The organism is Colwellia sp. MB3u-55, from assembly GCF_014076785.1.
GTDB lineage: Bacteria > Pseudomonadota > Gammaproteobacteria > Enterobacterales > Alteromonadaceae > Colwellia_A.
Window position 1 is genome coordinate 479636 of the sequence record NZ_JACGUS010000122.1, and the last position, 25055, is coordinate 504690.

Here is a 25055-nt window from a genome sequence, read left to right on the forward strand (position 1 = left end):
CTTGAAAAAACTGAAGATTTGAAGTCATCTATTTAAACTCAGTCTCATATAGAGATTCATTTATCAGGACATTCACGATAGTTTTTTACGTTGGCTCACATAAAAAAAGAGATACGTATATTTTACGTACCTCCTTAATTGAGCTGCTTTATTTTTCAGTTTACGCGGCTATTTTTATCAACCGTTTTCTTAATAATCCAAAACTCATTACGATAAGTACCCACCCCATAGAGCCGCCACCTCCACCACTTTCTTTCGGCGGTGTTACTGGAGGTGTTACAGCAGCTACATTATTAATGGTCACAGTTGTCGTTTTAGACACAGTATCAACGCCATCTGATACCGTTACTTTAAACTCAAGGTTTTGGTCGCTTGTAACTGCTGGTGCAGTAAAAGTAACCGATGCGCTTGAAGCTCCCGAAAGCGTTACTGTCGGGCCTGATGTTTGCTCCCACGCATAACTTAACGCGTCAGCATCTTCGTCAGCGCCTGTTGCCTTTAACGATACAGAATCACCTTCATCAAAAGATGAAGTATGGCTATCAATTGAAACCGTTGGTGCAATGTTCACTTGAAGCACCAATAGCTCAACTTCAGTTGTTGTGCTGTCTCGACCATCATTTACGGTTAGTTCGAATGTTAAAGACTCATCGTTACTTACCTGTGGCGCTGTAAAACTTAAAGTTTCAGTATCCTGCCCTGATAGCTCAACCGTGATTCCCGTTAACTGTACCCATTGATAAGTTAACATGTCATTTTCTGCATCGATAGTTTCTGATGCGTCAAAGGTAACAACACTGCCTTCATTTGCTGTTTCATCAGTATTAACAACAATAACAGGTGCTTGGTTTATGACTTCTGAAGTTAAAACACCAGGGTCTTTAACCATACCGTTAGCGAGACCATCTGCATCATTCTCTCCACCATCTTTGATGAGTAGTTGAATACAGTTGTTGCCAGCCGTTAGACCTTGTTGATACTGGGTTGATAATGGATTAGGACAATTACCGTCTTCGTCTGCTAACGCAGAGTAAACACCATTGTTGCTATCAACCACAAAATCAAACCAACCTTTACTCTTGCTATGCTTTCTATAGATACTACCTTCAAGTATTGTTTTTCCGTTTGCTAAAGGAATAACAATAGGCACAGATTGACCAGCCTCAGTCAAGCCTGAAACATTAAAGTTGGTGATAGTCGATAATGTAGTAAAATGCTCATCAGTACTAATATCGTTAACATTTACTGTTGCATTAGCTGCTGTTACACCACTTGACGTTGTAACTATATCGCCAAGGCTTAAACTTAAACCATTCAAGGTTTGCATTGCTGCTGTTAAGTCATCAATCGGTAAACGACTTGGATTATCGTCAGTATCTAAGTAGTCAGATATGCCATCATTATCACTATCACTATAACCTTCGTCCGCATCTGAAATTCCATCATTATCACTATCGGTATTTATATCTAATGGTGGAAGTGAGGCATCAACAACGATATTTTTATCAACAGAAATACTATATAGCTCGCTAGTATTATTTTCACTTACATTCACGGTTAATTCATAAGTGTCTGACGTTAAGCCCTCAGGCGAGAACTCAAAAGTAGATGTTAAGCTATCAGTATTTAAATCAACCAGAGTATTGTTCAATGAACTCCAAGTAATATCGTGTATATCATTTACATTAATATCATGAACAAAAGCAGTCACAGTAACAATGCCACCTTGACCATCAACAACACTGATTTTTTCATCATTTTGTTGAGTCACTAATATTAGCGTGGGTATAAAGTTAGTTTGATCTACCGTTAATTGAATAGACGTTACAAAACCTAATACTGCATTTTTAGCCGATGTTATAGCAACAGAGTAAACATCACCATTAAGTGCGTCATTGGGTATTTCAATGGTAATAACACCTGAAATATTTTCGGAAATTGTAAGTTCATTTGTTGCAATGATTGAACCAGACTGCATCAGTGTATAAGTTACTCCAACAGGATAAACCGCAGCATTACCTGAAAGCGTTACAGGTAATACAACCGAAGCGCCTGGCTCAACTTTTCTGCTTTGGCTTAATTCTACAAGCGGATTAATATGTACTTCTACCTCTGTTTCAGCAATATTACCTGAGCTATCAGTTGCCGATACTGGCACAAAATGAGCACCAGAACGATAAAGCGTATCACCAATAACAACTGCATTAATGCTTCCATCAACTAAGTCATAAGCCTGAACATTGTTTATCTCGTCTGAAACATCACTAAAAATACCCATCGCACTTAGAGTTTGTATTTGAAAATCATTAAACATCGCAGCGGTTGTATCAACAATTGTCACTAGTTGTGTTGCTGTTGAAACGTTTCCTGCAAAATCCGTTGCTGTCCATGTTATCTCGTGTGTTCCCAATGGCAGTGCATCACTATAGTCAGACGTAACAGTTGGAGCATTAAGGTTATTATCAAAAACTTCTGGCACAACTAAGTCTAAATCAGTAGTAGTTCCTGTTGCTTCAAAAGTAACATCAACTAGTTCAGAGAAAACAGGTGATTCCTCATCACCAATAGAGCCGTTTAGAGGTGCACTATCGTTTTCGTCAATAATTCCATCGCCATCATCATCGGTATCAACGTTGTTACCTATGTCATCGCCATCGGTATCTACTGATTCCGTACTGTCTAATGGGAAAGCATCATCAACATCTAAAACAAGATCATTATCATCATCGGTATCTAATAAATCTGATACAAAGTCTTCATCAGTATCAGTAGGTAACGAGTCTGCTGATAAACTATCTGTTCCATTGGCTAATTCATCTTCATCTGAGTAACCGTCATTATCGTCATCACTATCTAATAAGTTTGAAATGAAATCTCCGTCATTATCACTAGGCAACGAGTCTGCTGATAAACCATCCGTTTCATTAGCTAATTCATCAATGTCAGAATAACCATCATTATCATCATCTAAATCTAACGTTAAGCTAGAATCAATAACACAGGTGTCGTCACAATTTTCATGAAAACTATCTGGTAAACCATCTAAATCAGTATCAACACTTGCTGCGGCGTTCGTTGAAAATGCATCATCTTTATCTAGAACACCATCGTTATCATCATCGGTATCAAAGTAATTATATTGGCCATCTTCATCAAGATCATTTGATGAGTTACTGGTAATTGAAATATCACCCAAGTTATTTATGTTTGATAATTTAACGACAAAAGAGTTTTCTTTAGCGTTTACATCACTAACTAAGATTAAGTAACCATCTGTTCCGTCTGTGGTGAAATACAGCTCATTTTCAACACTTATCGTTGTCACTGTGTCATTTAAGTTGGTATTCCAAACTAGATTACTCGCAGATTCATGATCAACAATTACTACGCTATCTTCAGATTGATAATCAACAATTGTGGTGTGGTTAGCTAATGTAGCTAGAGAAAGGTCTTTAAAAACAAATTCATCTTTACCATTACCACCCGTTAATTCATCACTACCTGCACTAGCTACAATAATATCGTCACCGCTGTAACCTAAAATGATATTGATATTTTCATCAGTAATTATTACATCATTACTTTGGCCTGCAATTAACCTCTCAAAGCCAGTAAAAGTATCGCTGTCTATATTGATACCAGAAGCTGTACCGTTGATGAAATCTACAATAATCGGCTGCACTGCTGATGTGTATTTTAGGGTATCAAAACCTTCATCACCCTCATAAATATCATCACCTTGACCTGAACCGCCAATAACTAAATCATCACCAGCACCCGCTTCAACATGATCATTACCATCACCAGAAAATATATAGTCATTTCCTGACAAACCGATTAGGTGATCATTACTTCGATTAGCACCAAATACAAAATCATCTTTCGTAGAGGCTTCTATTTCGTATGAATCAGATACTTCGTCATCAGGATAATAAAGGTTTATGGATGTAATAGAGCTTTGATTGGCTTCATCTATATCGGTTTTACTTAATGTTTTTTCGTTTGCTGCAAAATCATTAAGTCTTACAAAGTCGACTTTATATTCACCACTTTCATAAATTTGTGGAAGTGCTATTTGGCTAGAGAAAGTGCGGTTCAACACATTTTCACCATTATCAATTTCTTGCCATTTGTCCAGATCACCATTACTTGGTCTTGTCAGTCTTAAATAAACCTTTTCAACACCTGATACATCATCAGTTGCTAAGCCATTAATAGCTAAAATAGGACGGTCACTTTGTTCGTCAAATTTAGCTTCTAAATTGATATAGCTTAAAGAAGCTGCTGAGGTATCAGAGTTTGGATTGACTAATTCGTACCCCTCAAGATTGTCTGCAATCCAATCTTGGGAAAAGTTTGAGTTTCCAGCATTGTCATACAAACGGATAGTATATATAGGGTAAACACCTGAACTAGCATACTTGTTAAGTACAAAGTCAAAACTATAGGTATTGTTAGCTACTTTTATGCCATGTTCTTGAATTGAAGTGCCTGTTGGTGAATAAAGTTCCAGAAGTATTCCGTCCTGTAAGCCACTCAAATTATCTTCAACAACAACAGTAAAGGTTATTTGCGGTTCTTCATTATTGTTAATACTCCATCCTGAAGTCGTTAAGCTTGTAACAGATGGTTTTTCACTATCAGAAACAGGATTATTAAAATCTACGCTTGTATTAAAGCCAAGTAAGTTTATCTGGCTCTCGTTTAAATAAATCTCATTACCCTGATTGTCCGTTAACTCCATTGCCCTTACGTCGTAAGAACCAGATGCAGCATATTCATTAAGTTCAATTTCAGTAACAAACAAACCTGTTTCAGGATCTCTTGTTAGAGTGATCCAATGTTGCTCATTTCCCTCTAACCAATATAAAACTTTAACGGTTTCAGCATTAGAAAAGTTATCTGACAGAGCAAGTTCAAAGTGCACTTTAGGAGGGACATCATTACTAATACAATATTGAAAAGACTTAATATCTCCTTCAGTTGTGCCATTGCTATTCAAACGAGAGTTTATCGGGCATGTATCTTCGACATCTAAAGCACCATCGTTATCATCGTCTGTATCTAATACATCGAATATGTTATCTAGATCTGTATCTACAATTGAACGACGAAGCGAACTAGTATCTGTTTCTAATTCACCTACTTGCTGGAGTAATATAGTCCCGTTGATGTTAACCATTGAAATGAATTCGCTGCTATGAACTAACTCTTCATCAAATGAAGCTTCTTCCTGCAAACTAATAGCAAAACTATCAACTGCTGACCAATCAGAGCTCACTTCTATATTTGAAGAGACTACAAACGGCTCACTTTGTTCTATAGGCTCTAATTCATTTTTGTAGTAAGCCAAGTAACCGACTTTCTCTGCGTATTCGCCTACCGTATTGTTTTCTTGTTCAGCTAATTTAGCCGAAAATCCTGAACTAGTTATATTATCAGTCAGTAAATTAAAGACTTTATTAGTCTCATTACTTTGACTAGTCAAAATGACAGTTGGTGCTGCTGCAAACGAGCTTGCAAATGAAGTTTCATGCCACTGCTGAATTGAAGACAGTTGAAGTTCACCGACTTCTAACTCGTCACCATTGCTTAATAAGTATCTACCTTTGGTCAACGCAACATAAGGAACTGACTCTACATCATGATTACCATCAAGGTATCCCCACTCTTTAAATGAAGCTGTTACTTCTGTTGATGTGATACTTGACACTTTTGCAACGCCTGAACCACTATTTTTATAGCTAGGTGCACTTAATAAAATAATAGGCTCAGAGATCTCAGCAGAGAATTCTTGACTGGTTTCTTGATCGCCAAGTGACAACTCACCACTTCGACTAGCATTTTGTGCATCAATATCACCAATATAAAAACGCTTAGTAACTGCGGCTTCTTGATGACCTGCTACATCAATAGAGAAGGATTTAACAATAGCACTTTCATTAAGCGTTATTACACCTTCATATAACACTGAGCTAGTCGTTGGTTCACTGCCATCAATACTGTAATAAGTTTTACTACAACCAGAGTTAACTCCACCAATATCATCATTACATGACAAGGTAATTTCAAAAGATAATAAAGAAATTACACTTACACTAGATAGTGTCGTTACTGGTGGGCTTTGATCTTGAATTGAAAAGCTTAACCAGCCTGCATAATTAACCTTACCTGCATTACCGTCATTATTCCCATCATAAATAAAGCTCAACGCTTTAGGGTTCGAGCCTTCGTTTATCTCTGCACTATCATCCACACCCCACCAATTGTTCTTCGCAACAAGCGCAAAACTAGTATGGTTTTCTAATGCATAACCCGTATTTCCAACAATATCATTATCGTTAATTACTGGTTTAGCATAACCGTTAACACTGACGCCATATCCCTGGTTATTGGTAATGATATTATTCGATAACGCAAAGTCGCCATTACCATTAACATCATCATAATTTACATAAATACCCGCACCATTATTGTCAATGGTATTGCCGACAATGGAAGGTACTGCTTTACCTGAAATGTACAAACCTGCCTGACTACCCATGTCATTAAGGCCGTTACCTGTTATTTCATTATCATGAATAATAGGCTGAGTATTATGACTTTGGGAATGGATAGAAATTCCGTACCCTGAATTGTTACGCACCTTATTACGATTAATCGCTGGGTCAACATCACCAGAGTAATGTAATTGAATGCCTGTATAGCTATTGTCGTCGATGATATTATCTTCAATGACTATGCTATCTGTCACCCATTCCCCGTCTTCAGACCACGTATTGATATTCAGACCGCCTGACATCATCATATATTGATCTTTATTATTAGATAACGTATTACCAGTGAAGATTAAATCATCGCGAACCTCAGATATTTGAACACCACCACTATTGCCTGATATTTCATTATCAATGAACGAAATGTCATGCGAATAACCGAAAGATAATGCGTTGTCACCTTGACGTCCATTATCTGAAATGGTGTTTCCCTCTAAGACCCAATATGCATAACTATTGTCTGAGTCGATCGCACGTCCACTGTTTTCCCTAATAGCGTTATTTGTTAATGTAAATATACCATTGTAAGAATAGTTAGCTCTAATCCCTAAGCCGTTGTTAGCAACTTCACTGTGACTTAACGTAAACACATTGCCATCTTGTACATTATACAAATCAACACCATAGGCACTATACTCAAGTGTGGTATAGGTAATACTTGCTGTACTATTTTCAACGCGAATCCCCCCCCAATCTCCTATGGCAGGCTCTCGGTTACTACTCGTGAGAATTACGCCCTTAGCCTCAGTTCCTGCAACATTTAAGCTACCCTGAATAATCAGTTCACTGTCATAAGGCGCTTGCCCACCCATTGTGTCATCTGAATTTGCAAGGAACAACACCTTAACCCCTGGCATGATGGTTAGCGTGGTATTGACTGAAACTGTCACATCACCCGTAACAAGATAAGGACTATTTTCTTCTGTCCAAATAGTATCTTCTAATAAAGTAGAGCCTTTAATTACGGTAGCGGCATAAAGTGCGGTAGTACGGGCTTGCTCAGCATCGCCCCAATCGCCGCTGGCATCATCATAAAATACGGTAATTAAATCACCTGACTGCACATCTAAAATACCATCTGCTTCATTGGGTGTTTCTGCTTCATTGAGCGTTATGCTATTAGTAAAAACACCTGTATCTACATCAGTTTCCGTTAAGGTTACTGTTTCACCAACAATCGTACCTGCGCTGGTTGAAAAGGTGAAAGTATCACCCACTGTGAAAGCAATGGAACCGTTTTCAATGAAAAAGCTCACTTCATTGTTATCACTGATATAGGTGTGCTTTTCACTCGCGCCATCGGTGATAGCGTATTGCTGACTTTGTTGGCCTGAAACACTGCCTGTCACAAGGAAACTATTCGCACTGACCGCTAGCATTGACCAATCTTCGTTTTTTGTGTCGTATGAGGTTTTCAAAACGGTAAGCGTGCCGTCGCCAACATTGCTGTTTGCAGCAATAGGGGTTGTCGCACTAAATGGCGTACCCGTATCTTCAGTTTCTGAAGTAATTTTAACCGTTAAGGTTTCCGCTACCGCTGGGTCTGCATTGCCATCGCTATCGGCAACTTGAATGTAGGCACTTTCGCCATTTTGGTAAGTTGGAACCACAACTCCTGATGAATCCGTTAACGTCAGTTGCCCTGTCGTACTTGCTGTCACAGCCAGTGATATTAGAGAAAAAGTTAGTGCTAAAGATTGTTTATAGTATGCGTTCTTCATATTGTTATTCCATTTATTGAAGTTTGCTTATTAATTTATTTTTCTGACTTTTTTATCCAATCGACCATCACTGGTGATCTAGGAGGGGTATTCATCTTTGGAGGTTGGTTATTTCTATTTGGTGAGGTTTTTTCTTGTTGCCACTCGATCTTATTACCAACGAGTAACTCACCTGAAACACGCTCATTTTTAACAATCAGTTCGAGAACAGATTGCTCTTGTTGAACGCTAAGAAAGGTATTTTCATCAACTATTTTAATGGCCGCAATCACGCCCACTTTAATTGATTCATCTTTAATTGTTACCATATATAGCCGCTCGAAATTTTGCTTTAGTGCATGACTATAATAATTTTTGCTTAAACGAGGGTTTTCCCAATGGACTACATTACCAACCAAAAGTTTGTTCGGTAGATTAGCAGCAGCTAAGGTTAATGTTTTTCTTGAAGGTAATTCGACTTCTATAAAAGAGTAACCGCCCCCATTTTGAATAGATAATATCTTCCCTGTATTTTTAACAATACGTGCTACAGGAGATTGGGGTTGGTTGGCTAACTTTTTACTTGTGAGCAAGGCAGACTGGCTAACTTGAGCATCTACACTTTTATCTTGTTCACTTGTGATCAAAAAAAAGCTTAAAACAATAATTCCAAGCACAATCAATAATAACAACTTAATATTAAAATATTTTTTATTCATTCAAATTCCATTTACAACGACAAAATCCATAAAACCTTTATGTTTCTTGAATCATCCTTATTTCCAATAAAGTATATTAACAATAAGCTGAGAACCTTTGATAGCCAAACGAGTATATTGACCGACTTTCGCATATAATCGACCCGTTTTCGCTAATGATAACGTCCAAGTATACAGGGGTGTTTACACTCGAAGTAGATGTGAATTTAGTTTTGGAAATTTATAGAAGGTTCTTACTTGTTAATACTCCTTCATTTGAAGTACCTGAAAAAACATTAATTTATTTAATAAGTAAATTGTCATTTTAATAAATAACTTCAAACGATTGATTTTAATAAGACATTTGTCACTGACTTTTTATCGCAAGTTGATACTTTTTATATAATGTTGAAAAATTTCCAACGTGCTTAAAACCGACAGAATATGCAGTTTCTGCTAATGTTTTATGAACCTTAGATTGAATAAACTCATGCGCCTTAGACAACCTTTTTTGACGAATATATATTGCTGCACTTTCCCCCGTTTCCGTTTTTAATTTCCGTTGTAATGTTGAACGACTCATAAATAAATGTTCGGACAAAGCGTTTACGTCAAAGTTATTATCATGCATGTTAACGAGTACAACATTTTCAACTTTTGCCATAAAGCTTGAATTGAAATTCTGATTTGAATCCTCATTTATGAAATTCCCCACTTGAAGGCTTTTAAGCTTTGATAACTCTATATCCTCCTCATTAGTTACAGGTACTTCAACGGATATTACTAACAGGGTTTCATTTTGGCCACTTTCACTTTCGACCGGAATAATGGTTGAGTGAAAGCGTAATTCATTACCTTTGAGATCAACTATATTAGCTTCTTGCTTAACGATCTTATTAGTTGTCAGTGCCCTATTTAAACTCTCAGTCATATCGTCACAGAATAATTGTGGATAAAAATCAAAAGGGTAAGGTCGTCCATAAAAGTTATTAATATCATCAATACCGAGTGATTTAATTCCAGAAGGGCTCATATATTTTAAGTTAAAAGCAAGGTCTAATATTTTGATGCAGATGGGAGCGTTATCCAGCAAGGCGATTGCTTGTCCCTTAGTAAAGTTAGACTGAAGTGCTGAAAGTACAGATGTTGAAGCAGATTGTTCTAATAAACTTATTACAGAGTTAGCAGCATCAGCATGAACTTTTTTAAGCATTATATATCCATATATAAGTATATGTATTAAAAGATATTTATAACATATAATATGCACACATGTCAGTAATATCCTTTTTATCTTCAATATTTCTTTAGCAATGTAAACAGTGAGTTACATTAGTGTAATGACCAAAGTCACTTTGAAGGACATGCGCAAACAACTACCACATTTGTGCTATTTTTAACAAGTTGACTCTTCGAATTAATTATTTTAAATTTTAATAGCACTCCTTATTATATAAGACCTCTCCATTGAGCTATCTGACATTAAACGGATTTTCGTTTAAAATACTTTGGTACTCACAAAAAGTTGATAAAGCGAATTACTAAGCGGTTTAGTTGTTCATAAAAATGCGCTTAGCTTTGTAAATTTTGTATCTGCAATTAAAGTGATTATATACTCTTTAACAATCCCCTGTTCAAGTCACACCTCATGACTTGAACTGGGGCTCCTTGAATTACAAACAGAGAGCCTGTAAACCTCCCCATAACTTATCGAGTTAATTAGTTATGCCGTAAATCAGCTTAGAATATATCAAATGCCTTATTAACCGATTCTCTAACCTGATCTACATTGGTGTGGGCGTATACCATGGTGTGCTTTAAAGATGTATGGCACAAAGCTTTAGAAACAACACTGATATCAGCGCCAGACTGAATTTGCCATGTCGCAAACGTTCGTCGTAAGTCATGTGGCCTTGGTCTAATGTTTGGGTTTTCATGATATAAACCTGCCCGCTTAATTGATGATTTCCATATAGGATCACCACCTGTAATATAGCCATACTTGGATGTCTTGGAAGGGAAAACAAATTTTTCATTAGTAAATAAATCCCCCCTTTTTTTCAAAAGATCTAAAACATAGTCATGTAGCGGAATTTCATAGTGATGAGCTGTTTTAGTATTACTTGCAGGGATTAACCAAACACCTGATATTAAGTCTATATCATGCCATTGCATGGTTTTAACATTTGAAAGTCTAGCGCCTGTAAATAATGCCATTCTGTATATGTCAGCGACATCTTGATTCATTTCGACATCAAGTGCTTTTAACAAAAGCTTTGCTTCTTTGTGTGTGAGGTATCTGCTTCTCTTAACACCTGCCAACTTTTTAATTCGACCAAAAGGGTTAGCTGTTAATCCTGAATCATCTTCATAATCTAATACGTAATTAAACGCCGATTTAATGGCACTTAAACATCGATTATGAACCGAGTAACCTAGAGATTCTAACTCTCTAAAAAGGCTACGGGTAAACTTTTTGGTTAGCTCTTCAATTGGCATCTGGCCTATTTTTTTCTTGATGTGACATTCATACGAAACTTCAAGGGCATGCGTTCTGCCAGCAATAGTTTGTCGCTGACATAGTTCATTGTCTCTATATGTTTTAAATACATCATGTACCGTTTTAAATTTTGAACTTGATACAATGTTATCTCGCACACTTTGAGCGGTAATATTTCCTCTTATATAATTGATAAATTCGACAGCCCTATGACGCGCATCATTTAGACTTAATAAATCAGCGCTTCCTAGTTTTTCATTATAACTTTTAGTTTTAGCTTTAAAGCGAACATAGAATGTTTTAGTCCCGTTAGGGGTAACAACCAGCTTTAAATTTCCAAACTTATTGTTCGAATAGGTTTTAGTGCTTAACTGTGCTTTAATCTGTTTTATTCGTTTGTCTGTGAACGAGAAAGTAGTTTCTATTTTCATTTTTACACCCTTTTTTACAGTTGACATAGGTGTAAAAAAAGATAAAAAAGCCTTTAAAAACAGTGGTAAAATCGTCCCGCAGCCCGTACTCTAGTGTTTCTTAGATTCAGGGAGGGGCCACCACTTCAAATATTATTATCCTCATAAGTATTTACTAACAATAAATTTCAATCTTAAAATTAACTGTAGTTATCACTGTAGTCACCTTTCACCATTAAAAATGTATTGTGAAAATTTTATTCTGTTTTAGTGACTCCAATAATGTCATGTGCGATAACACTCACTCTTGCGGTGTCAAAAATCTGCATAAATCCCCTCCCCCTTTAAGATATCTCAAAACGGTAGGCTTACCACAGTAGTGTTGGTGTAAAGATCCACTGCTTGAATATAAGATGAGTGCTAAACTTTTGACATATCGGATGAGGGTGGTTTTACTATACGTATAATCTCAACCTATTATGTTCTTACAAGAGTCGGTAATGGAGTACTCTGAAGTGGTTTACGACCTCTAGTTTTAGGTTCATAATAAATCTATAAACGTTACTCACAAAGTGTTAATGAAGCTAATGACTAAGCGGTTTAGTTGTTTATAAAAGTGCGTTTAGCTTTGCAAATTTTGTATCTACACAACTAAGTAGATTATTTACTCTTTAATGCTAGCTATAGAGGTTTTATTCTTACGAAGGCTTATTGATTATCATGGTTAATAGTAAATTATTAGCAAAACTTTGTTTTAAGTACGTTCATATCAATAATAATTTGTTATTTTTAATGTAGTATAAGATCGGACTTGCTTACTAGGCTATGATTGTTCAAAGCCCTCTAAGAAATAAAAACAAATAAAATAGGGATAAATAAACAATGGTAAACATGTTAATTGCATATCAACTTGATGGCGGTGATGTTATCGAGATTAATCATCCAGAAGAGTTCGAGTTCAAAGATTTAGATGGAAATAGCTTAGGAAATGCTCAGATTATCAAGCGCCATAATAACGATCTGATATTAGCCGAAGCTGCATTTGTGATCTCAGCCGAACATGCAAAAGTTATGATACCAAGCGATGCGGCATTCATGGAATCAAAAGCAGGCGTAAAGCAACCTTTTGACTTTAATGGGCTCGTAAAAAGCTGTGGATTTGATTCTGTTAAATATAAATTTGATAAACAAGGTGATGAACCAACTGATTGGGTTGTCGCCTATCCTCAGGAGCATTAAGCCTAAAGTGGTCGCTAGTCATACTAGTGACCTTTTTTATAGCTTTGAATAGACCAGGTAATGAGATTATTTCAACATCAGGCTAAGCAAATATATCTGTTTCAGCACTACTGAATATTGATTTAAACAGAAGGTGAGATATCAGGTTAAGAAACACTGATACGTAAACCAAACTTAGCAATATTTTATTATATTTTTAACAAAATATAACCGATATAATTAAGGAAATAAGCTGTAATATTTGCCAAAACATTGTATTTTAATCAATATGACAGAAAGAAAGTGATTTTTTTTTGACCAAGGTGATTAATTGAACTGTATATGTATAAAACTATTATTTTCGCCAGCTGAGTACTTGTTTAGTTATATCTACAATTGCTAAAAACCAATTACAATCAATGCAAATGACAATATTAATTTTACTGCCATCTATATTATTATCTGGCTTTATGTTCCCTTATGAAGGTATGCCACTGCCCGGACAATTATTGCTGAGGCACTGCCAGCGACACACTTTATTCGCTTAATAAGAGCTGTAGTATTTCGTGATGTTGACGTTATTGAAATGAATTTTGATATGCTATGGTTAATTGCTTTTACCTGTTTTGGCTTACTTGTTTCAGCGCTGCGTTTTAAGAAAACACTCGACTAGCTTACATGATGGTTTCATTGCATAAGGTGAGGTATTTGAGTGAAGAAAATAATATAAAAGTGTCGCGAAACTAAGCCACTTTTATATTTTATTTTCACACAATATCCTGCATTATTTATAGTGAGTTATTTAGCACTATTATTTTCTGAGGCTTGCTGCAGAATTTGAACTTTCTGGTCTTTAAGGTAGAGCGGATGGTAAGGCCCTACCGGTACTGTACCAACAAACCGGCTATTAGCCTGTCTTGCATAACGGGTGTAATCAGCTGCTGCCGTGTTTACCGCTGTAGCTATTGCGCCAACAATCAATCCAGCTAAACCACCACCATTATTTCCACCACTAAGATCAACAACAACCGTGCCGGTATATTTCCATAAGGTCGAAGATGTTTTGGTTGATTTTATTTCTGCTTCAATTGATACGGTTAAGCTTGAAGCAATAACCAAATAGCTAGTGTCCCACTTAAGTATTTTGGTAAATAACACCGCATCCGCACCGAAGTACTCATGAAATTTATTAAGCGGCATGTCGTAAACAAGTTCAGCATCATAAATACCTTCTTGTTTCAATATTTCTGACGTTAGCTCATATGGAAAAGTATAATATCCCTGAAACGCGATAGGCATTTCTACCGTAGTCGCATAATAATCTTTCGCATCTGCTGCCGTACTTAAATTGATTGGTGGCATTATTAATAATGAACGTGGTTTTTCATTATACATCTCTGGGAATTCGTCTAGTTTAGTGACGAGGTTGTTACTCACACAGCCTGAAACAAAAACAACAACGAGAGCAACCAACAACGTTCTAGACTTATTAAACATAATCACTATCCCTGTACCTTAACTTTACTGATCAAATTATTCATAAAGATAACTGATTCTGGATAAACACTTTTTTCCAACTCAAAATAGGAAATTGCCTTGGTGGTATCATTTAACTTTAAGTGTAAATAACCTAAATTGGCGTATACGCCAGGCGGAACACGTAATCCTTGGTTACCAGAGCGTTGAATAACATCTTCTAACGCAAACTTCCATTCGCCTTCAGAAATTTCACCCGCATCTCTTTTCATTGCATAGAATGACTCTGAATATTCGCCATAGTCATACATAGGCTTAGGCCCACTTGCACAACCAGTTGCTAGCAGTACTGCACAAGCCATCATTAAAATTTTAGTTTTCATTGTGAGTCCTTAGCTGTTATTTAGGTACATTAAATTCTTTTGATTGGCCGTCACCTAACAGTACAATCCTGTTAACTACTGTTACACCATTCTTGGTGATCGTTACTTGTTGTTTACCCGTAGCAACCTTATAAATGTTACGTGCACCTAATTTATCAACAACGAAAGCCTCTCCTTTACCTACTGTCACTTCTGCCCCTTCAGCATTTCCAGTGAAGTAAACATATGATACGGGCTCAGCAGTTCGAACTCCTTCGTTATAACCACAAGCACTTAAGTACATGGCAATAAAAACACACAATGATATTTTTAATAATTTCATTTTATAATCCTTTATTTACTTTCTTGAATGTATAACGAAGAGAAGTCACCTGATGCAATGTATTGACTAAAATCACCTGTTGAAATTGAAGCAATTGATATCTCACTTTCTGGGGTGTCACCCATAGAGGTCAGCACAACAATGTTACCTATAGGTTTTCCGGGTAAGGTAATAAACATTCCTGTTTGTGGGTTTTTAACTTTGTTACCTGATTTATAAACAGTAAATTTAGAATTTTCAGAAATATTTTGAGATTTACCGCCAGAGATAATGAGGTTACCTTCATCTGAAGAGAGAATGTAAGATTTCCAAGGTTTATCAAGCATGTTTTCAATAACATTTGAGGCTAAATCGGTAATAGCCGCATTAAGCACTTTATCATTAAGCGAACTGTCATAGCCTGCTTTATCACCAACGCCCATGACACTGCCCGCTTCAGAGAATGCGATCCCTTTACCAGACTCAGAATAGATTATCTGGCCTGTTGATACATCTATTAATCGAATGTTTACTGTTGCATTGGCTTCTTGTTTTTTAACTCTTGAAAAAATTCCTACTTCACTGGTGTTTTTACGGCCAAACTCTGAAATAGAGCCAACAATTAAGAAGTCAGCCGCATTTTTAAGACTCGTCTCACCGCCAATAGAAAGTTCCTTTTCAACTTGCGCTAGATCTGCACGTTCAAGCATTATAAATCGATCAGTTTCAAACAACTTAGCCGATAATATATCCATAGCTTGCTTACCAATACGATCATTATTTTTATCAATAAAGAAGCTTTGTCCGTATTTAGTTTCATTAGTAAAACGTCCTATCGCAACTTTGCGCTTAAGGTATTTTTTACTGACGACATCCGCTTGCAATGTTTGGCTAACAGCCGCCTTTTTTTGTTTCGTCTCCGTGACGGTTGAATCTTTTACCGTTGCACAACCTGATGCAAGTAGCAAAGATGATACAATTAACAATTTTTTCATGGTGGTACGTTCCTTTTTTTATAATATCGATACTTCAATGTACCGTTAAAGTCTTAATAAAATTACATTCACTACATGTAGTTACAAATTTTAATAGTAATATTATACATATATAAAAAAAGCTAAATGTAGTCTATGTACACTTAATTATGTACGTTATGTCTTACATAATTAAGGTAAGCCAACTCGGCTAAAGTACAATATCAGTGATAAAAGTTAACTATAAGTCCTATTTAAAGTGGCAATTTCGATGGGAAATTTTCATCTGTAGGCCTACCACTTAAGCTAATGTTGAGTTTATTTACGTTTTTACCGTGTGATTAAATTGTCGAATTATATTTTGATTGGTGAAAGTGGTAGATAAACTGTTAACGTAGCGTTATATGCTTTCGTTAGTATTCACGCGATTAAACTATCGTCTTATAAATATTTGGAGTAGAAATGAATAATAAAATTATTGGTATTACCCTTATCATTGTTGGTGTTGCTCTCGCGATTTGGGGTTATAACATTTATGACTCAGCTAGCGCTCAACTTACTCGTACGTTAAGCGGTGATACGCCTATTGAAGCTTGGGCAGGAATGATCGGTGGTGTTATTGCTGTTGTTATCGGTATCACAAGAGTAAAGTAAGCGTTGATTTTTACCCGTTAACACCTATAAGTGCTTACGGGTAAACTAGGCTTAGCGCTATTTATTTCAATAAATAGTTCATTCTATTTTCAACTATTATAAGCATCAGTAAAAATCAATTACGAAAATATCGACAGTAGCAAGATATTAAGATTAAGCGGACAAGATTAGGCTATCAATGTTAACCATACTCACATTTTTCACCCTGTTTACTGTGCTAACAACCCTTTTGCCCTTGTCTCGACATCCCCGTTGGATTGTTAGAGGTATGGATTTTCCTTGCTTACAGTTCACTATACTTGCAACGATTTTGTTACTCGCCTATTTTATTTTTCTTGATCCCCAAAGAGTAAGTACGCAGGCACTGATTATTAGCACAACGCTTTGTTTGATATGGCAGTTATCTTGAATAATACCCTATACTTTTATTTATCCCAAAGAGGTTAAAAACTCTACTGAATCTGATGCTGATAAACAACTTAGTATTATTACTTCAAATGTTCTGACACCCAATCGTAATGCCGATGCACTGATAGCACTGATTAAAAAACATCAGCCCAATGTGCTAGTCACACTAGAATCAGACCTATGGTGGGAAGAACAGCTTAACGTCCTAGAAACTGACATGCCTTATAGCGTTAAATGCCCACTTGATAACCTCTATGGCATGCATGTATTCTCACGATTACCTATCGCCGAACAAGAAATCTGTTATTTAGTTGAAAAAGATGTTCCATCAATACACACCACAATAGAATTACGTAGCGGCGATAAAGTGCGAGTGCATTTTCTTCATCCTGCGCCGCCAAGCCCAACAGAGAATACTGAATCTGCAGAGCGTGATGCTGAGCTGATGATTGTGGCTCGAAGTGTTGCTGACAGTGAACAACCCGTTATTGTGACAGGCGATCTTAATGATGTTGCTTGGTCAGCTACCACACGACTGTTTCATAAAATTAGTGGTTTACTCGATCCTCGCGTTGGACGAGGAGTATTTAACACTTTTCATGTCGACTACCCATTGGTTCGATGGCCTTTAGATCATTTGTTTCACAGCAAACATTTTACACTGCAAAAAATTAAGCGTTTACCGTCAATCGGTTCAGACCATTTTCCACTGTTAACCCAACTATCGTTTACTGCACTGCGTTGTAATAATCAAGCAGCTATAAAAGCAGACACGGCTGAGCATAAGTGGTCACAAGAAATATCTGAACAACAAAATGTTAGTAAAGGTGATGTACCAAAGCCCGGTGAAACAAGTTAAGCCAATAAACGTTCTGTGTTAATGGCTAACGTTTTATAACGGATTAATCCGTAACTATATTTGCTGATATTTTGCGGATTTGATCAGCGCACTCAGCTAAGACGATAGCACCAGCCGTTGATACATTCAGAGAATTACCCATACCAAACATAGAAATGTGTATTTGATGATGGCTTAGCTTTAATGCCGCTTCACTTACGCCCTTGCGTTCATTACCTAACACTAATGCACAAGCAGTTGGGTAGGTCATCTCTTTATAGTCAACCGACTGCTGACAGAGTTCTACGCCAAAAACAGTATAACCGTCGTCTATTAATGATTGTAAGCTTGCCGTCGTGCTGTCACTGTATTCAATATCGACCCATTTCGCTTCATTTCTAGAGGCCTTTTTCAATTTTTTATCAGAGATTGTGAGTTCGCCACAAACAATAATTTTTTGAATAGCAAAAGCATCCGCCAAACGAATAAATGCACCTATGTTGTAGCTATTAGTGACATGATCTAAAACCAATATTAAAGGAATTTTTGCCTGCTTCACATATTCGTCGCGGGTCGGTTTATCTTGTCGGAGATCTTCTTTACTTAATTGTATTTTTGAATGCATGATAGCGGCTCTTATTAGATGCTAATCGACCTCACCGATTAGTCGTCTGACTAATCGATGAGGTCGATATTTGATATTTTCAGTTCGTCACGGTTAACTAATTAAACAAACCTTTATTGCAATTTATGGGCGTTCAAGGGCTATGTATTCTGAAGTGAGACTATAACCATCGCCGCCCATTTTACCAACAGAATCAATTAACACTTGGTTTATCCCTGCTTCGTTGTATAGGTCATCACGTACATAAATAGACTTTACATCTAAAAGCACAAGCGTTCCCCCAGCAGGTAAATCACCGAGAGTAATAAGTTCTCTTAATGTACATTCATAACGAATTGGCGACGCTTTAACCGAAAATGGTGCCACGCTACAGCTACCTATTTTATCAACCCCGGCAAAGTCAAACTCACTTTCATCGAGACTAATACTGGCACTTGTTTTGTTCATTTGGGCCAATAATGAGCTATTTACAATATTGATAACACATTCACCCGTTTCTCTTAAGTTTTGTAAGGTGTCTTTATCAAGACCACTGCGTTGCGTTACCTGCGTATAGAGAAGTACCGGAGGATTACAACTGGCCACCGTAAAAAAAGAGTAAGGAGCAAGATTGTCAACACCGTCTTTAGAACGTGTACTGATCCAAGCGATTGGTCTTGGTGTAACACCACCATTGAGTAGGCGATATTTTTCCTGAACGCCAAGTTCTGTAATATCAAAGTTCATTAAATGCCTCCAGCCATTCTGTAAAAGAATTAGCGACCTTTTTTACCGTTACCGCCGTGTGATCATAGAACCATACTGCACTGTCTGCTTGTCTGTGCGTACAATCACTAAGTTTGAAGCAAAACATACTGCCCTTACAATCAGATGCAAACAAGATATGGCCTTTTGGCATACCGGTCATTTCATATAACTTTGAGAGCGAAAAAACATCATCAAGGCTTAAAAAATCTTGTACTTCGGTAATATCGACACCTAAATCACAGATTTTAGTTAATACATTTGGCGTGTGTACCAAACCGTAAGTCGAGATCAAATATTTATATGCATCAGGCATGTAAGCAGATAATTTTAATTCTAGCTCGGTTATATCCTCACTGGCTATCGGTACCATGGCGCTTTTACTGCCCCAATTTTTTACAAAAAGATCAATGCTATTCATCTGGATACTCTCATTCTGTTACTGTGTTATTTGTATTGAACACTTTATAACTTGCCAATTTATCGTGCTTTGTTCAAGCTTACCTATAACGTCGCATTCTAGCAGTTTAAGAGAATAGGGTATTGCTAATTAATAGCGTAACGAGTTTACTTATCTGGTTATTTCAGCAAAATAACAACACTGATAATATGCAGCTAAGCCATTCATTATATTGAGCGATAAAAAAAGCACCTAAAAAGGTGCTTTAATCAATCGTATCTTTTATCTTAATTTCAGACTAACTCGCTTTAATGCGTGTAATATTCGCACCAAGTGCTTGTAGTTTATCTTCAATATTTTGGTAACCGCGGTCAATATGATAAATACGGTCAACTTGTGTTTCTGAGGTCGCCACTAAGCCAGCAATCACTAAACTTGCTGATGCACGTAAGTCTGTTGCCATTACTTGCGCACCGTTAAGTGATTCAACACCACAAGAAATAGCGGTATTGCCTTCGAGACTAATATCAGCTCCCATGCGTTGTAGTTCAGGAACATGCATAAAACGATTTTCAAAAATAGTTTCTGTTGTCGTTGCCATACCTTTTGCAATTACGTTCATTGTCACGAACTGTGCTTGCATATCCGTAGGAAAAGCAGGATGAGGAGCAGTGCGAATATTAACCGCTTTTGGTCGCTGATTCATCGTTAGCTCAATCCAATCATCACCGGAGGTAATTTCTGCGCCAGCTTCTTGTAACTTACTTATAACCGCTTCTAAAGCTTTAGGATCTGTATTTAAACACTTAACCTTGCCTTGAGTAACCGCAGCAGCCACTAAAAAAGTGCCTGTTTCAATACGATCTGGCATAACACGATACTGTGTGCCTGATAACTCGGCAACACCCTCTATGCTCAGTGTATCTGTACCTGCGCCAGAAACTTTAGCGCCCATAGCGTTTAAGCACTTAGCTAAATCAACAATTTCTGGTTCGCGGGCAGCATTTTCGATCGTGGTAATACCGTCGGCTAATGCTGCAGCCATCATCAAGTTTTCAGTGCCGGTAACACTTACCGTATCCATAAAAATGGTCGCACCTTTTAAGCGCCCATTATTGCGAGCAATGATATAACCATTTTCAACGTCTATGTCTGCGCCCATTAACTTTAAACCATGAATATGTAAATTCACCGGTCTTGCGCCAATAGCACAACCGCCAGGCAAAGAAACTTCTGCATGACCAAAGCGCGCCAATAACGGACCTAAAACTAATATAGACGCGCGCATAGTTTTAACTAACTCGTAAGATGCACGACAATGAGCTATGGTACTTGCATCAATAACTAATTCATTATCACCAGACCAATGAGCTTTAGCACCTAATTGACTTAGCAATTTAATCGTCGTTTCAATATCATTTAACTTAGGAACGTTACTAAATGTAATCGGTGTCTTAGAGAGAAGTGCTGACATTAATATCGGTAAAGCGGCGTTCTTTGCGCCCGAGATGGTTACTTCACCCTTTAGGGCCGTACCACCTGTTATTTTAAATGCATCCAATAGAATATTCTTATTTGGTTATGAAAATTTAAAGCGGAAGATTAAACATTTTTTCACGTTGCCACACTGACGTTGTGAAAGTTTTAATCGATACCGCATGAATTGCACCCGCTTTAATAGTCTCTGCTAAAGGTGCATATATTGCTTGTTGCTTCTTTACACGGCTTAATTCACCAAGAAAGTCTGCAACCGCAATCACTTTGCATTGTGATCCATCAAATGCAACATGTAACTCATCAAGTTCTAGGGCATCATTAAGTAATTTTTCTATATCTGAAACTTCCACATTTATCTCCGGTTACTGATTAAGGGTACTATCAGTTTTTGGTAAGAACATATCAACACAACTTAACTGAGCTAATTTAATTAAATCTTTTGGTAAATTATCAAAAGTTAATTGGCAGTCAGTCTTATTACTTAATTCTAGCATGGCAAGTAACCAAGCTAAACAAGCCGTGTCGACTTTTGAAACATTCGACAAATCAAAGATTAATACCCCTGATTTAATCAAAGCTTTTGATTTTTTTTCAAATGAATTATCAATAGTTAATAAGGTTAATTCACCACTAAAAACAACTCTGGAATCTTTTTCAATAAAACTAATTTTCTTCACTTCAATTCCTAATCATCACAGAAATAGCCTATTAACGCTACTTAAAAACGATTTTTTGATCGCTTTTTTCTTTTAACATTTCAGTAACGTATGGCAAACCTTTTTGACGTATTAAGCCGCTAAGTTCTACTTCTTTACTATCAAGTAAACTAACACCTTCGGCGACCATATCGTAAGCTTTCCATTCATTGGTTGTAGTATTTCTTCTGACACGAAATGAAATATCAATAGGGGGTCTACCTGGGTCTAAAACCGAGGTTCTAACAGCAACAACCTTAGCGTCATCAAAGTCTCTTTCTGGTTCAAATTCAACTTCTTGTTGCTTATACAAAGTAAAGACTTGTGCATATGAGGTAACTAAATACTCTCTAAAAACATCAACAAAATCAGCTCTGCTTTGCGAAGTTGTTTGTTCAAAGTTTTTAAAACCGATAACTTTCAATGCTGCATATCGGTAATTAATGTAAGGCATCAACTCTTCACGAACGATATCTTTCAATATTTCAGGGTTCTTACGAATCTCTGGTTGTTCGTCAGAAAAACGTTTAAACGTTACTTTCGCTACCGTTTCGATCATCGCGTACGGATTTTTACTATCAACCGCTTTTGCTGTTGCACTAATACTCACCATTAATGCTAAAGCGATTATTACTGTAAATAATTTTTTCATTATATTTCTACTCTCCATTGGTAAACCAGCTAGTCACTTCCTTGACTAAATAAAAATTGTCCTATTAATTCTTCTAGTACTAATGCTGGTTTAGTATCTTCAATGAAGTCACCTGGAACTAGCGTGCCTACCGATTCATCAACAAAACCAGGTCGTAAGCCAACATATTGCTCACCCAGCAAACCTGCGGTTAAAATAGAGACCGACGTTGCTTCTGAAAAATTAATATACTGTGTATAAATATCTAAAGTGACTACCGGCGTATAATCTTTTGCGTCGATGGTAATATGACTAACACGACCGACAACAACACCACCCACTTTTATCGCTGAACGAACTTTTAGACCGCCAATGTTATCAAACTTAGCATAAAGTTGATATGTCTCACTATTACCGGAAATACCGCTATCAGCAACTTTCAGCGCAAGCATAAGCAACGCAGCAATACCTATTGCTGCAAATAAACCTACCATTAACTCAATTTTTTTCGACACCATGTCTTCCACCAAACCTAAAATAAAAATTATTATAAATAATTAACTAACAGCAAACATTAACTCGCAAACATTAATGCTGTTAATACAAAATCTAACCCTAAAACCAATAATGATGATTGTACAACTGTTGAAGTTGTCGCTCGACTAATACCTTCTGATGTTGGTACACAATCGTAACCTTTATAAACAGCTATCCAAGTGACAACAAAAGCAAAAACAACCGATTTTATCACCCCATTAAGAATATCTTTTTGAAAATCAACTTGAGCCTGCATCACTGACCAGAATGTGCCACTGTCTACGCCTAACCATTCAACACCAACAAGATGACCACCTAATATTCCTACGGCAGAAAAAATAGCGGCTAGCAAAGGTAAACTAATAAACCCTGCCCAGAATCTTGGCGCAATCACACGACGTAACGGATCAATTGCCATCATCTCTAAACTTGATAATTGTTCTGTTGCTTTCATTAAACCAATTTCGGCGGTTAATGCAGAACCTGCACGTCCTGCAAATAATAATGCCGCAACCACAGGGCCTAATTCACGGAGTAAAGAGAGTGCGACCATAGGTCCTAAGCTGCCTTCAGCACCATAGCCCACTAAAATAGTATAGCCCTGTAGCGAGATAACCATGCCAATAAATAAACCGGATACCACCACTATCATCAGTGAAAGTACGCCAACAGAATATAACTGCTGCACCAATAGAGGGAAGCCTTTACGTACATTCGGCACATGAAGCAATGCAGAAAGTAATAAAACTATTGCTCGCCCTAATCCCGTAATCGTGGCAATAATGTTATGCCCTAAACTTTGTAAACTATTCATTATTTAGGCTCCTTACCCATTAATTCATATTGATAAGGGGCGCTAGGAAAATGAAATGGTACGGGACCATCAGCCTCACCTTGAATAAATTGTTGCACCAGTGGTGATGTTTGCTTACTTATCTCTGACGGTGTGCCATGACCAATAATTTTCTTTTCAGCAATAATATAAATGTAATCGGCAATACTCATTACTTCTGTAACGTCATGTGAGACCACAACTGAGGTTAAACCTAATGCTTCATTTAAATCTTTTATTAAACGAACAATAACACCCATTGAAATAGGGTCTTGTCCCGCAAAAGGCTCATCATACAAAATAAGTTCAGGGTCTAAGGCGATAGCGCGGGCAAGGGCAACTCTTCGTGCCATGCCACCAGAAAGTTCGCCAGGTGCTAAATTTCGTGCACCGCGTAAACCAACGACCTCAAGTTTCATTAATACCATTTTTTCAATTAACGATTCTGACAAGGTACTGTGTTCGCGCATCGGAAAAGCAATATTGTCGTAAACACTCATATCGGTAAATAACGCGCCACTTTGAAACAACATGCTCATACGTTTACGCGCTTCATAAAGTGCACTGCGTGATAATGTTGGAATATTTTGTCCATCAAAAAGTATTTTACCTGAATTGGGTCTGAGTTGACCGCCAATTAAACGTAATAAGGTGGTTTTACCAATACCACTTGGCCCCATTATCGCGGTAACTTTTCCTTTAGGGATCGACAGACTAATATCATCATAGATCACTCGTTCATCACGTTTAAACGTAAGGTTCTGGATATCGACCAAGTTTTCAGGCATAAGATTTATATAACGTCACTGGTTGTTATTATTAAAGTCAGGTGAATTTTACCTGAGCAATCAAAAAACGTCATTAAAATTGCGTTAAAAATGTAAATAAAAATCGTAAGAAAGCGTGTAAAAACGTAATAAAGTGTAAGATTTTACTCTCAGAAGATATATTTTTGCTTTAACGAAATTTTTACTTTG

General features: G+C 37.0%; 21 protein-coding genes and 1 pseudogene. 4 read left to right on the forward strand and 18 right to left on the reverse strand.

Annotated elements, in window-relative coordinates:
• Nucleotides 1-160 precede the first annotated feature (160 nt).
• The 4 genes from H4J66_RS18350 to H4J66_RS18365 all read right to left on the reverse strand — a co-directional run bounded on the left by H4J66_RS18350 (nucleotide 161) and on the right by H4J66_RS18365 (nucleotide 11886).
• Nucleotides 161-8278 carry a right-handed parallel beta-helix repeat-containing protein gene (locus H4J66_RS18350; RefSeq protein ID WP_182176353.1) on the reverse strand — a complete coding sequence of 2706 codons (8118 nt, stop codon included), beginning with the start codon at nucleotides 8276-8278 and terminating at the stop codon, nucleotides 161-163.
• Between the two features lie 35 nt (nucleotides 8279-8313).
• On the reverse strand, nucleotides 8314-8976 hold the full coding sequence (locus H4J66_RS18355) for a hypothetical protein (RefSeq protein WP_182176354.1): 663 nt from the start codon (nucleotides 8974-8976) through the stop codon (nucleotides 8314-8316).
• 346 nt (nucleotides 8977-9322) lie between these two features.
• The gene (locus tag H4J66_RS18360; protein WP_182176355.1) at nucleotides 9323-10168 is read right to left on the reverse strand and encodes a response regulator transcription factor; all 846 of its coding nucleotides are present in this window, start codon (nucleotides 10166-10168) and stop codon (nucleotides 9323-9325) included.
• Nucleotides 10169-10695: 527 nt separating this feature from the next.
• Nucleotides 10696-11886 (reverse strand): site-specific integrase, encoded by a 1191-nt coding sequence (locus H4J66_RS18365; protein ID WP_182176356.1) that lies wholly within the window; start codon nucleotides 11884-11886, stop codon nucleotides 10696-10698.
• A gap of 861 nt (nucleotides 11887-12747) precedes the next feature.
• Here H4J66_RS18365 and H4J66_RS18370 point away from each other — a divergent pair.
• Together H4J66_RS18370 and H4J66_RS18375 are read left to right on the forward strand one after the other, a co-directional pair.
• A complete protein-coding gene (locus tag H4J66_RS18370; RefSeq protein WP_182176357.1) occupies nucleotides 12748-13104 on the forward strand; it encodes a hypothetical protein in 357 nt (118 codons plus the stop codon).
• A gap of 347 nt (nucleotides 13105-13451) precedes the next feature.
• A pseudogene (locus tag H4J66_RS18375) lies at nucleotides 13452-13756 on the forward strand (ABC transporter permease); the annotation flags it as partial.
• Nucleotides 13757-13881: 125 nt separating this feature from the next.
• On the opposite strand, the gene H4J66_RS18380 reads toward H4J66_RS18375, so the two are convergent.
• Genes H4J66_RS18380 through H4J66_RS18395 form a run of 4 tightly spaced genes read right to left on the reverse strand, consistent with a single transcriptional unit; the run spans nucleotide 13882 to nucleotide 16238 of the window.
• A complete protein-coding gene (locus H4J66_RS18380; protein WP_182176358.1) occupies nucleotides 13882-14580 on the reverse strand; it encodes a GNA1162 family protein in 699 nt (232 codons plus the stop codon).
• 5 nt (nucleotides 14581-14585) lie between these two features.
• Complete coding sequence (locus H4J66_RS18385) at nucleotides 14586-14942, reverse strand: DUF4810 domain-containing protein (protein ID WP_182176359.1); 357 nt, start codon at nucleotides 14940-14942, stop codon at nucleotides 14586-14588.
• 16 nt (nucleotides 14943-14958) lie between these two features.
• The gene (locus tag H4J66_RS18390) at nucleotides 14959-15264 is read right to left on the reverse strand and encodes a hypothetical protein (protein ID WP_182176360.1); all 306 of its coding nucleotides are present in this window, start codon (nucleotides 15262-15264) and stop codon (nucleotides 14959-14961) included.
• 11 nt (nucleotides 15265-15275) lie between these two features.
• On the reverse strand, nucleotides 15276-16238 hold the full coding sequence (locus H4J66_RS18395) for a CsgG/HfaB family protein (protein WP_182176361.1): 963 nt from the start codon (nucleotides 16236-16238) through the stop codon (nucleotides 15276-15278).
• A gap of 441 nt (nucleotides 16239-16679) precedes the next feature.
• On the opposite strand from H4J66_RS18395, the gene H4J66_RS18400 reads away from it, so the two are divergent.
• Both H4J66_RS18400 and H4J66_RS18405 read left to right on the forward strand, forming a co-directional pair.
• Nucleotides 16680-16871, forward strand: a complete 192-nt coding sequence (locus H4J66_RS18400) for a DUF3185 family protein (RefSeq protein WP_182176362.1) — start codon at nucleotides 16680-16682, stop codon at nucleotides 16869-16871.
• A 502-nt stretch (nucleotides 16872-17373) separates the two neighbouring features.
• Nucleotides 17374-18138, forward strand: coding sequence for an endonuclease/exonuclease/phosphatase family protein (locus H4J66_RS18405; RefSeq protein ID WP_259368449.1), 765 nt, complete (start codon nucleotides 17374-17376; stop codon nucleotides 18136-18138).
• Nucleotides 18139-18181: 43 nt separating this feature from the next.
• Here H4J66_RS18405 and H4J66_RS18410 read toward each other — a convergent pair whose 3' ends face one another.
• The 10 genes from H4J66_RS18410 to mlaF form a co-directional block, all read right to left on the reverse strand.
• On the reverse strand, nucleotides 18182-18742 hold the full coding sequence (locus tag H4J66_RS18410; protein ID WP_182176363.1) for a TrmH family RNA methyltransferase: 561 nt from the start codon (nucleotides 18740-18742) through the stop codon (nucleotides 18182-18184).
• A 123-nt stretch (nucleotides 18743-18865) separates the two neighbouring features.
• Complete coding sequence (locus H4J66_RS18415; protein WP_182176364.1) at nucleotides 18866-19468, reverse strand: flavin reductase family protein; 603 nt, start codon at nucleotides 19466-19468, stop codon at nucleotides 18866-18868.
• Nucleotides 19458-19907 (reverse strand): SMI1/KNR4 family protein, encoded by a 450-nt coding sequence (locus H4J66_RS18420; protein WP_182176365.1) that lies wholly within the window; start codon nucleotides 19905-19907, stop codon nucleotides 19458-19460. The genes H4J66_RS18415 and H4J66_RS18420 overlap by 11 nt, the downstream gene beginning before the upstream one ends.
• A gap of 277 nt (nucleotides 19908-20184) precedes the next feature.
• On the reverse strand, nucleotides 20185-21447 hold the full coding sequence (murA, locus tag H4J66_RS18425) for a UDP-N-acetylglucosamine 1-carboxyvinyltransferase (RefSeq protein ID WP_182176366.1): 1263 nt from the start codon (nucleotides 21445-21447) through the stop codon (nucleotides 20185-20187).
• A gap of 28 nt (nucleotides 21448-21475) precedes the next feature.
• A complete protein-coding gene (locus H4J66_RS18430; RefSeq protein WP_070374871.1) occupies nucleotides 21476-21733 on the reverse strand; it encodes a BolA family protein in 258 nt (85 codons plus the stop codon).
• Between the two features lie 12 nt (nucleotides 21734-21745).
• The gene (locus H4J66_RS18435) at nucleotides 21746-22060 is read right to left on the reverse strand and encodes a lipid asymmetry maintenance protein MlaB (protein WP_182176367.1); all 315 of its coding nucleotides are present in this window, start codon (nucleotides 22058-22060) and stop codon (nucleotides 21746-21748) included.
• 37 nt (nucleotides 22061-22097) lie between these two features.
• Entirely contained in the window at nucleotides 22098-22730 is a 633-nt protein-coding gene (locus H4J66_RS18440) for an ABC transporter substrate-binding protein (RefSeq protein WP_182176368.1), read from the reverse strand.
• Nucleotides 22731-22759: 29 nt separating this feature from the next.
• The gene (gene mlaD, locus H4J66_RS18445) at nucleotides 22760-23227 is read right to left on the reverse strand and encodes an outer membrane lipid asymmetry maintenance protein MlaD (protein ID WP_070374874.1); all 468 of its coding nucleotides are present in this window, start codon (nucleotides 23225-23227) and stop codon (nucleotides 22760-22762) included.
• Nucleotides 23228-23283: 56 nt separating this feature from the next.
• On the reverse strand, nucleotides 23284-24060 hold the full coding sequence (gene mlaE / locus H4J66_RS18450; protein WP_070374875.1) for a lipid asymmetry maintenance ABC transporter permease subunit MlaE: 777 nt from the start codon (nucleotides 24058-24060) through the stop codon (nucleotides 23284-23286).
• Nucleotides 24060-24866 (reverse strand): phospholipid ABC transporter ATP-binding protein MlaF, encoded by an 807-nt coding sequence (gene mlaF / locus H4J66_RS18455; protein WP_182176369.1) that lies wholly within the window; start codon nucleotides 24864-24866, stop codon nucleotides 24060-24062. Before mlaF ends, mlaE begins: the two co-directional genes overlap by 1 nt.
• Nucleotides 24867-25055: the final 189 nt, after the last annotated feature.

What these genes read in the sequence shown, in the direction of transcription:
- H4J66_RS18370 (WP_182176357.1), top strand. Translation starts at nt 12,748, where the DNA reads ATGGTAAACATGTTAATTGCATATCAACTTGATGGCGGTGATGTTATC.
- H4J66_RS18420 (WP_182176365.1), bottom strand. Translation starts at nt 19,907, where the DNA reads ATGAATAGCATTGATCTTTTTGTAAAAAATTGGGGCAGTAAAAGCGCC.
- H4J66_RS18360 (WP_182176355.1), bottom strand. Translation starts at nt 10,168, where the DNA reads ATGCTTAAAAAAGTTCATGCTGATGCTGCTAACTCTGTAATAAGTTTA.
- H4J66_RS18395 (WP_182176361.1), bottom strand. Translation starts at nt 16,238, where the DNA reads ATGAAAAAATTGTTAATTGTATCATCTTTGCTACTTGCATCAGGTTGT.
- H4J66_RS18350 (WP_182176353.1), bottom strand. Translation starts at nt 8,278, where the DNA reads ATGAAGAACGCATACTATAAACAATCTTTAGCACTAACTTTTTCTCTA.
- H4J66_RS18385 (WP_182176359.1), bottom strand. Translation starts at nt 14,942, where the DNA reads ATGAAAACTAAAATTTTAATGATGGCTTGTGCAGTACTGCTAGCAACT.
- H4J66_RS18415 (WP_182176364.1), bottom strand. Translation starts at nt 19,468, where the DNA reads ATGAACTTTGATATTACAGAACTTGGCGTTCAGGAAAAATATCGCCTA.
- mlaE (WP_070374875.1), bottom strand. Translation starts at nt 24,060, where the DNA reads ATGAATAGTTTACAAAGTTTAGGGCATAACATTATTGCCACGATTACG.
- H4J66_RS18380 (WP_182176358.1), bottom strand. Translation starts at nt 14,580, where the DNA reads ATGTTTAATAAGTCTAGAACGTTGTTGGTTGCTCTCGTTGTTGTTTTT.
- H4J66_RS18440 (WP_182176368.1), bottom strand. Translation starts at nt 22,730, where the DNA reads ATGAAAAAATTATTTACAGTAATAATCGCTTTAGCATTAATGGTGAGT.
- H4J66_RS18365 (WP_182176356.1), bottom strand. Translation starts at nt 11,886, where the DNA reads ATGAAAATAGAAACTACTTTCTCGTTCACAGACAAACGAATAAAACAG.
- H4J66_RS18410 (WP_182176363.1), bottom strand. Translation starts at nt 18,742, where the DNA reads ATGCATTCAAAAATACAATTAAGTAAAGAAGATCTCCGACAAGATAAA.
- mlaD (WP_070374874.1), bottom strand. Translation starts at nt 23,227, where the DNA reads ATGGTGTCGAAAAAAATTGAGTTAATGGTAGGTTTATTTGCAGCAATA.
- H4J66_RS18400 (WP_182176362.1), top strand. Translation starts at nt 16,680, where the DNA reads ATGAATAATAAAATTATTGGTATTACCCTTATCATTGTTGGTGTTGCT.
- H4J66_RS18355 (WP_182176354.1), bottom strand. Translation starts at nt 8,976, where the DNA reads ATGAATAAAAAATATTTTAATATTAAGTTGTTATTATTGATTGTGCTT.
- H4J66_RS18390 (WP_182176360.1), bottom strand. Translation starts at nt 15,264, where the DNA reads ATGAAATTATTAAAAATATCATTGTGTGTTTTTATTGCCATGTACTTA.
- mlaF (WP_182176369.1), bottom strand. Translation starts at nt 24,866, where the DNA reads ATGCCTGAAAACTTGGTCGATATCCAGAACCTTACGTTTAAACGTGAT.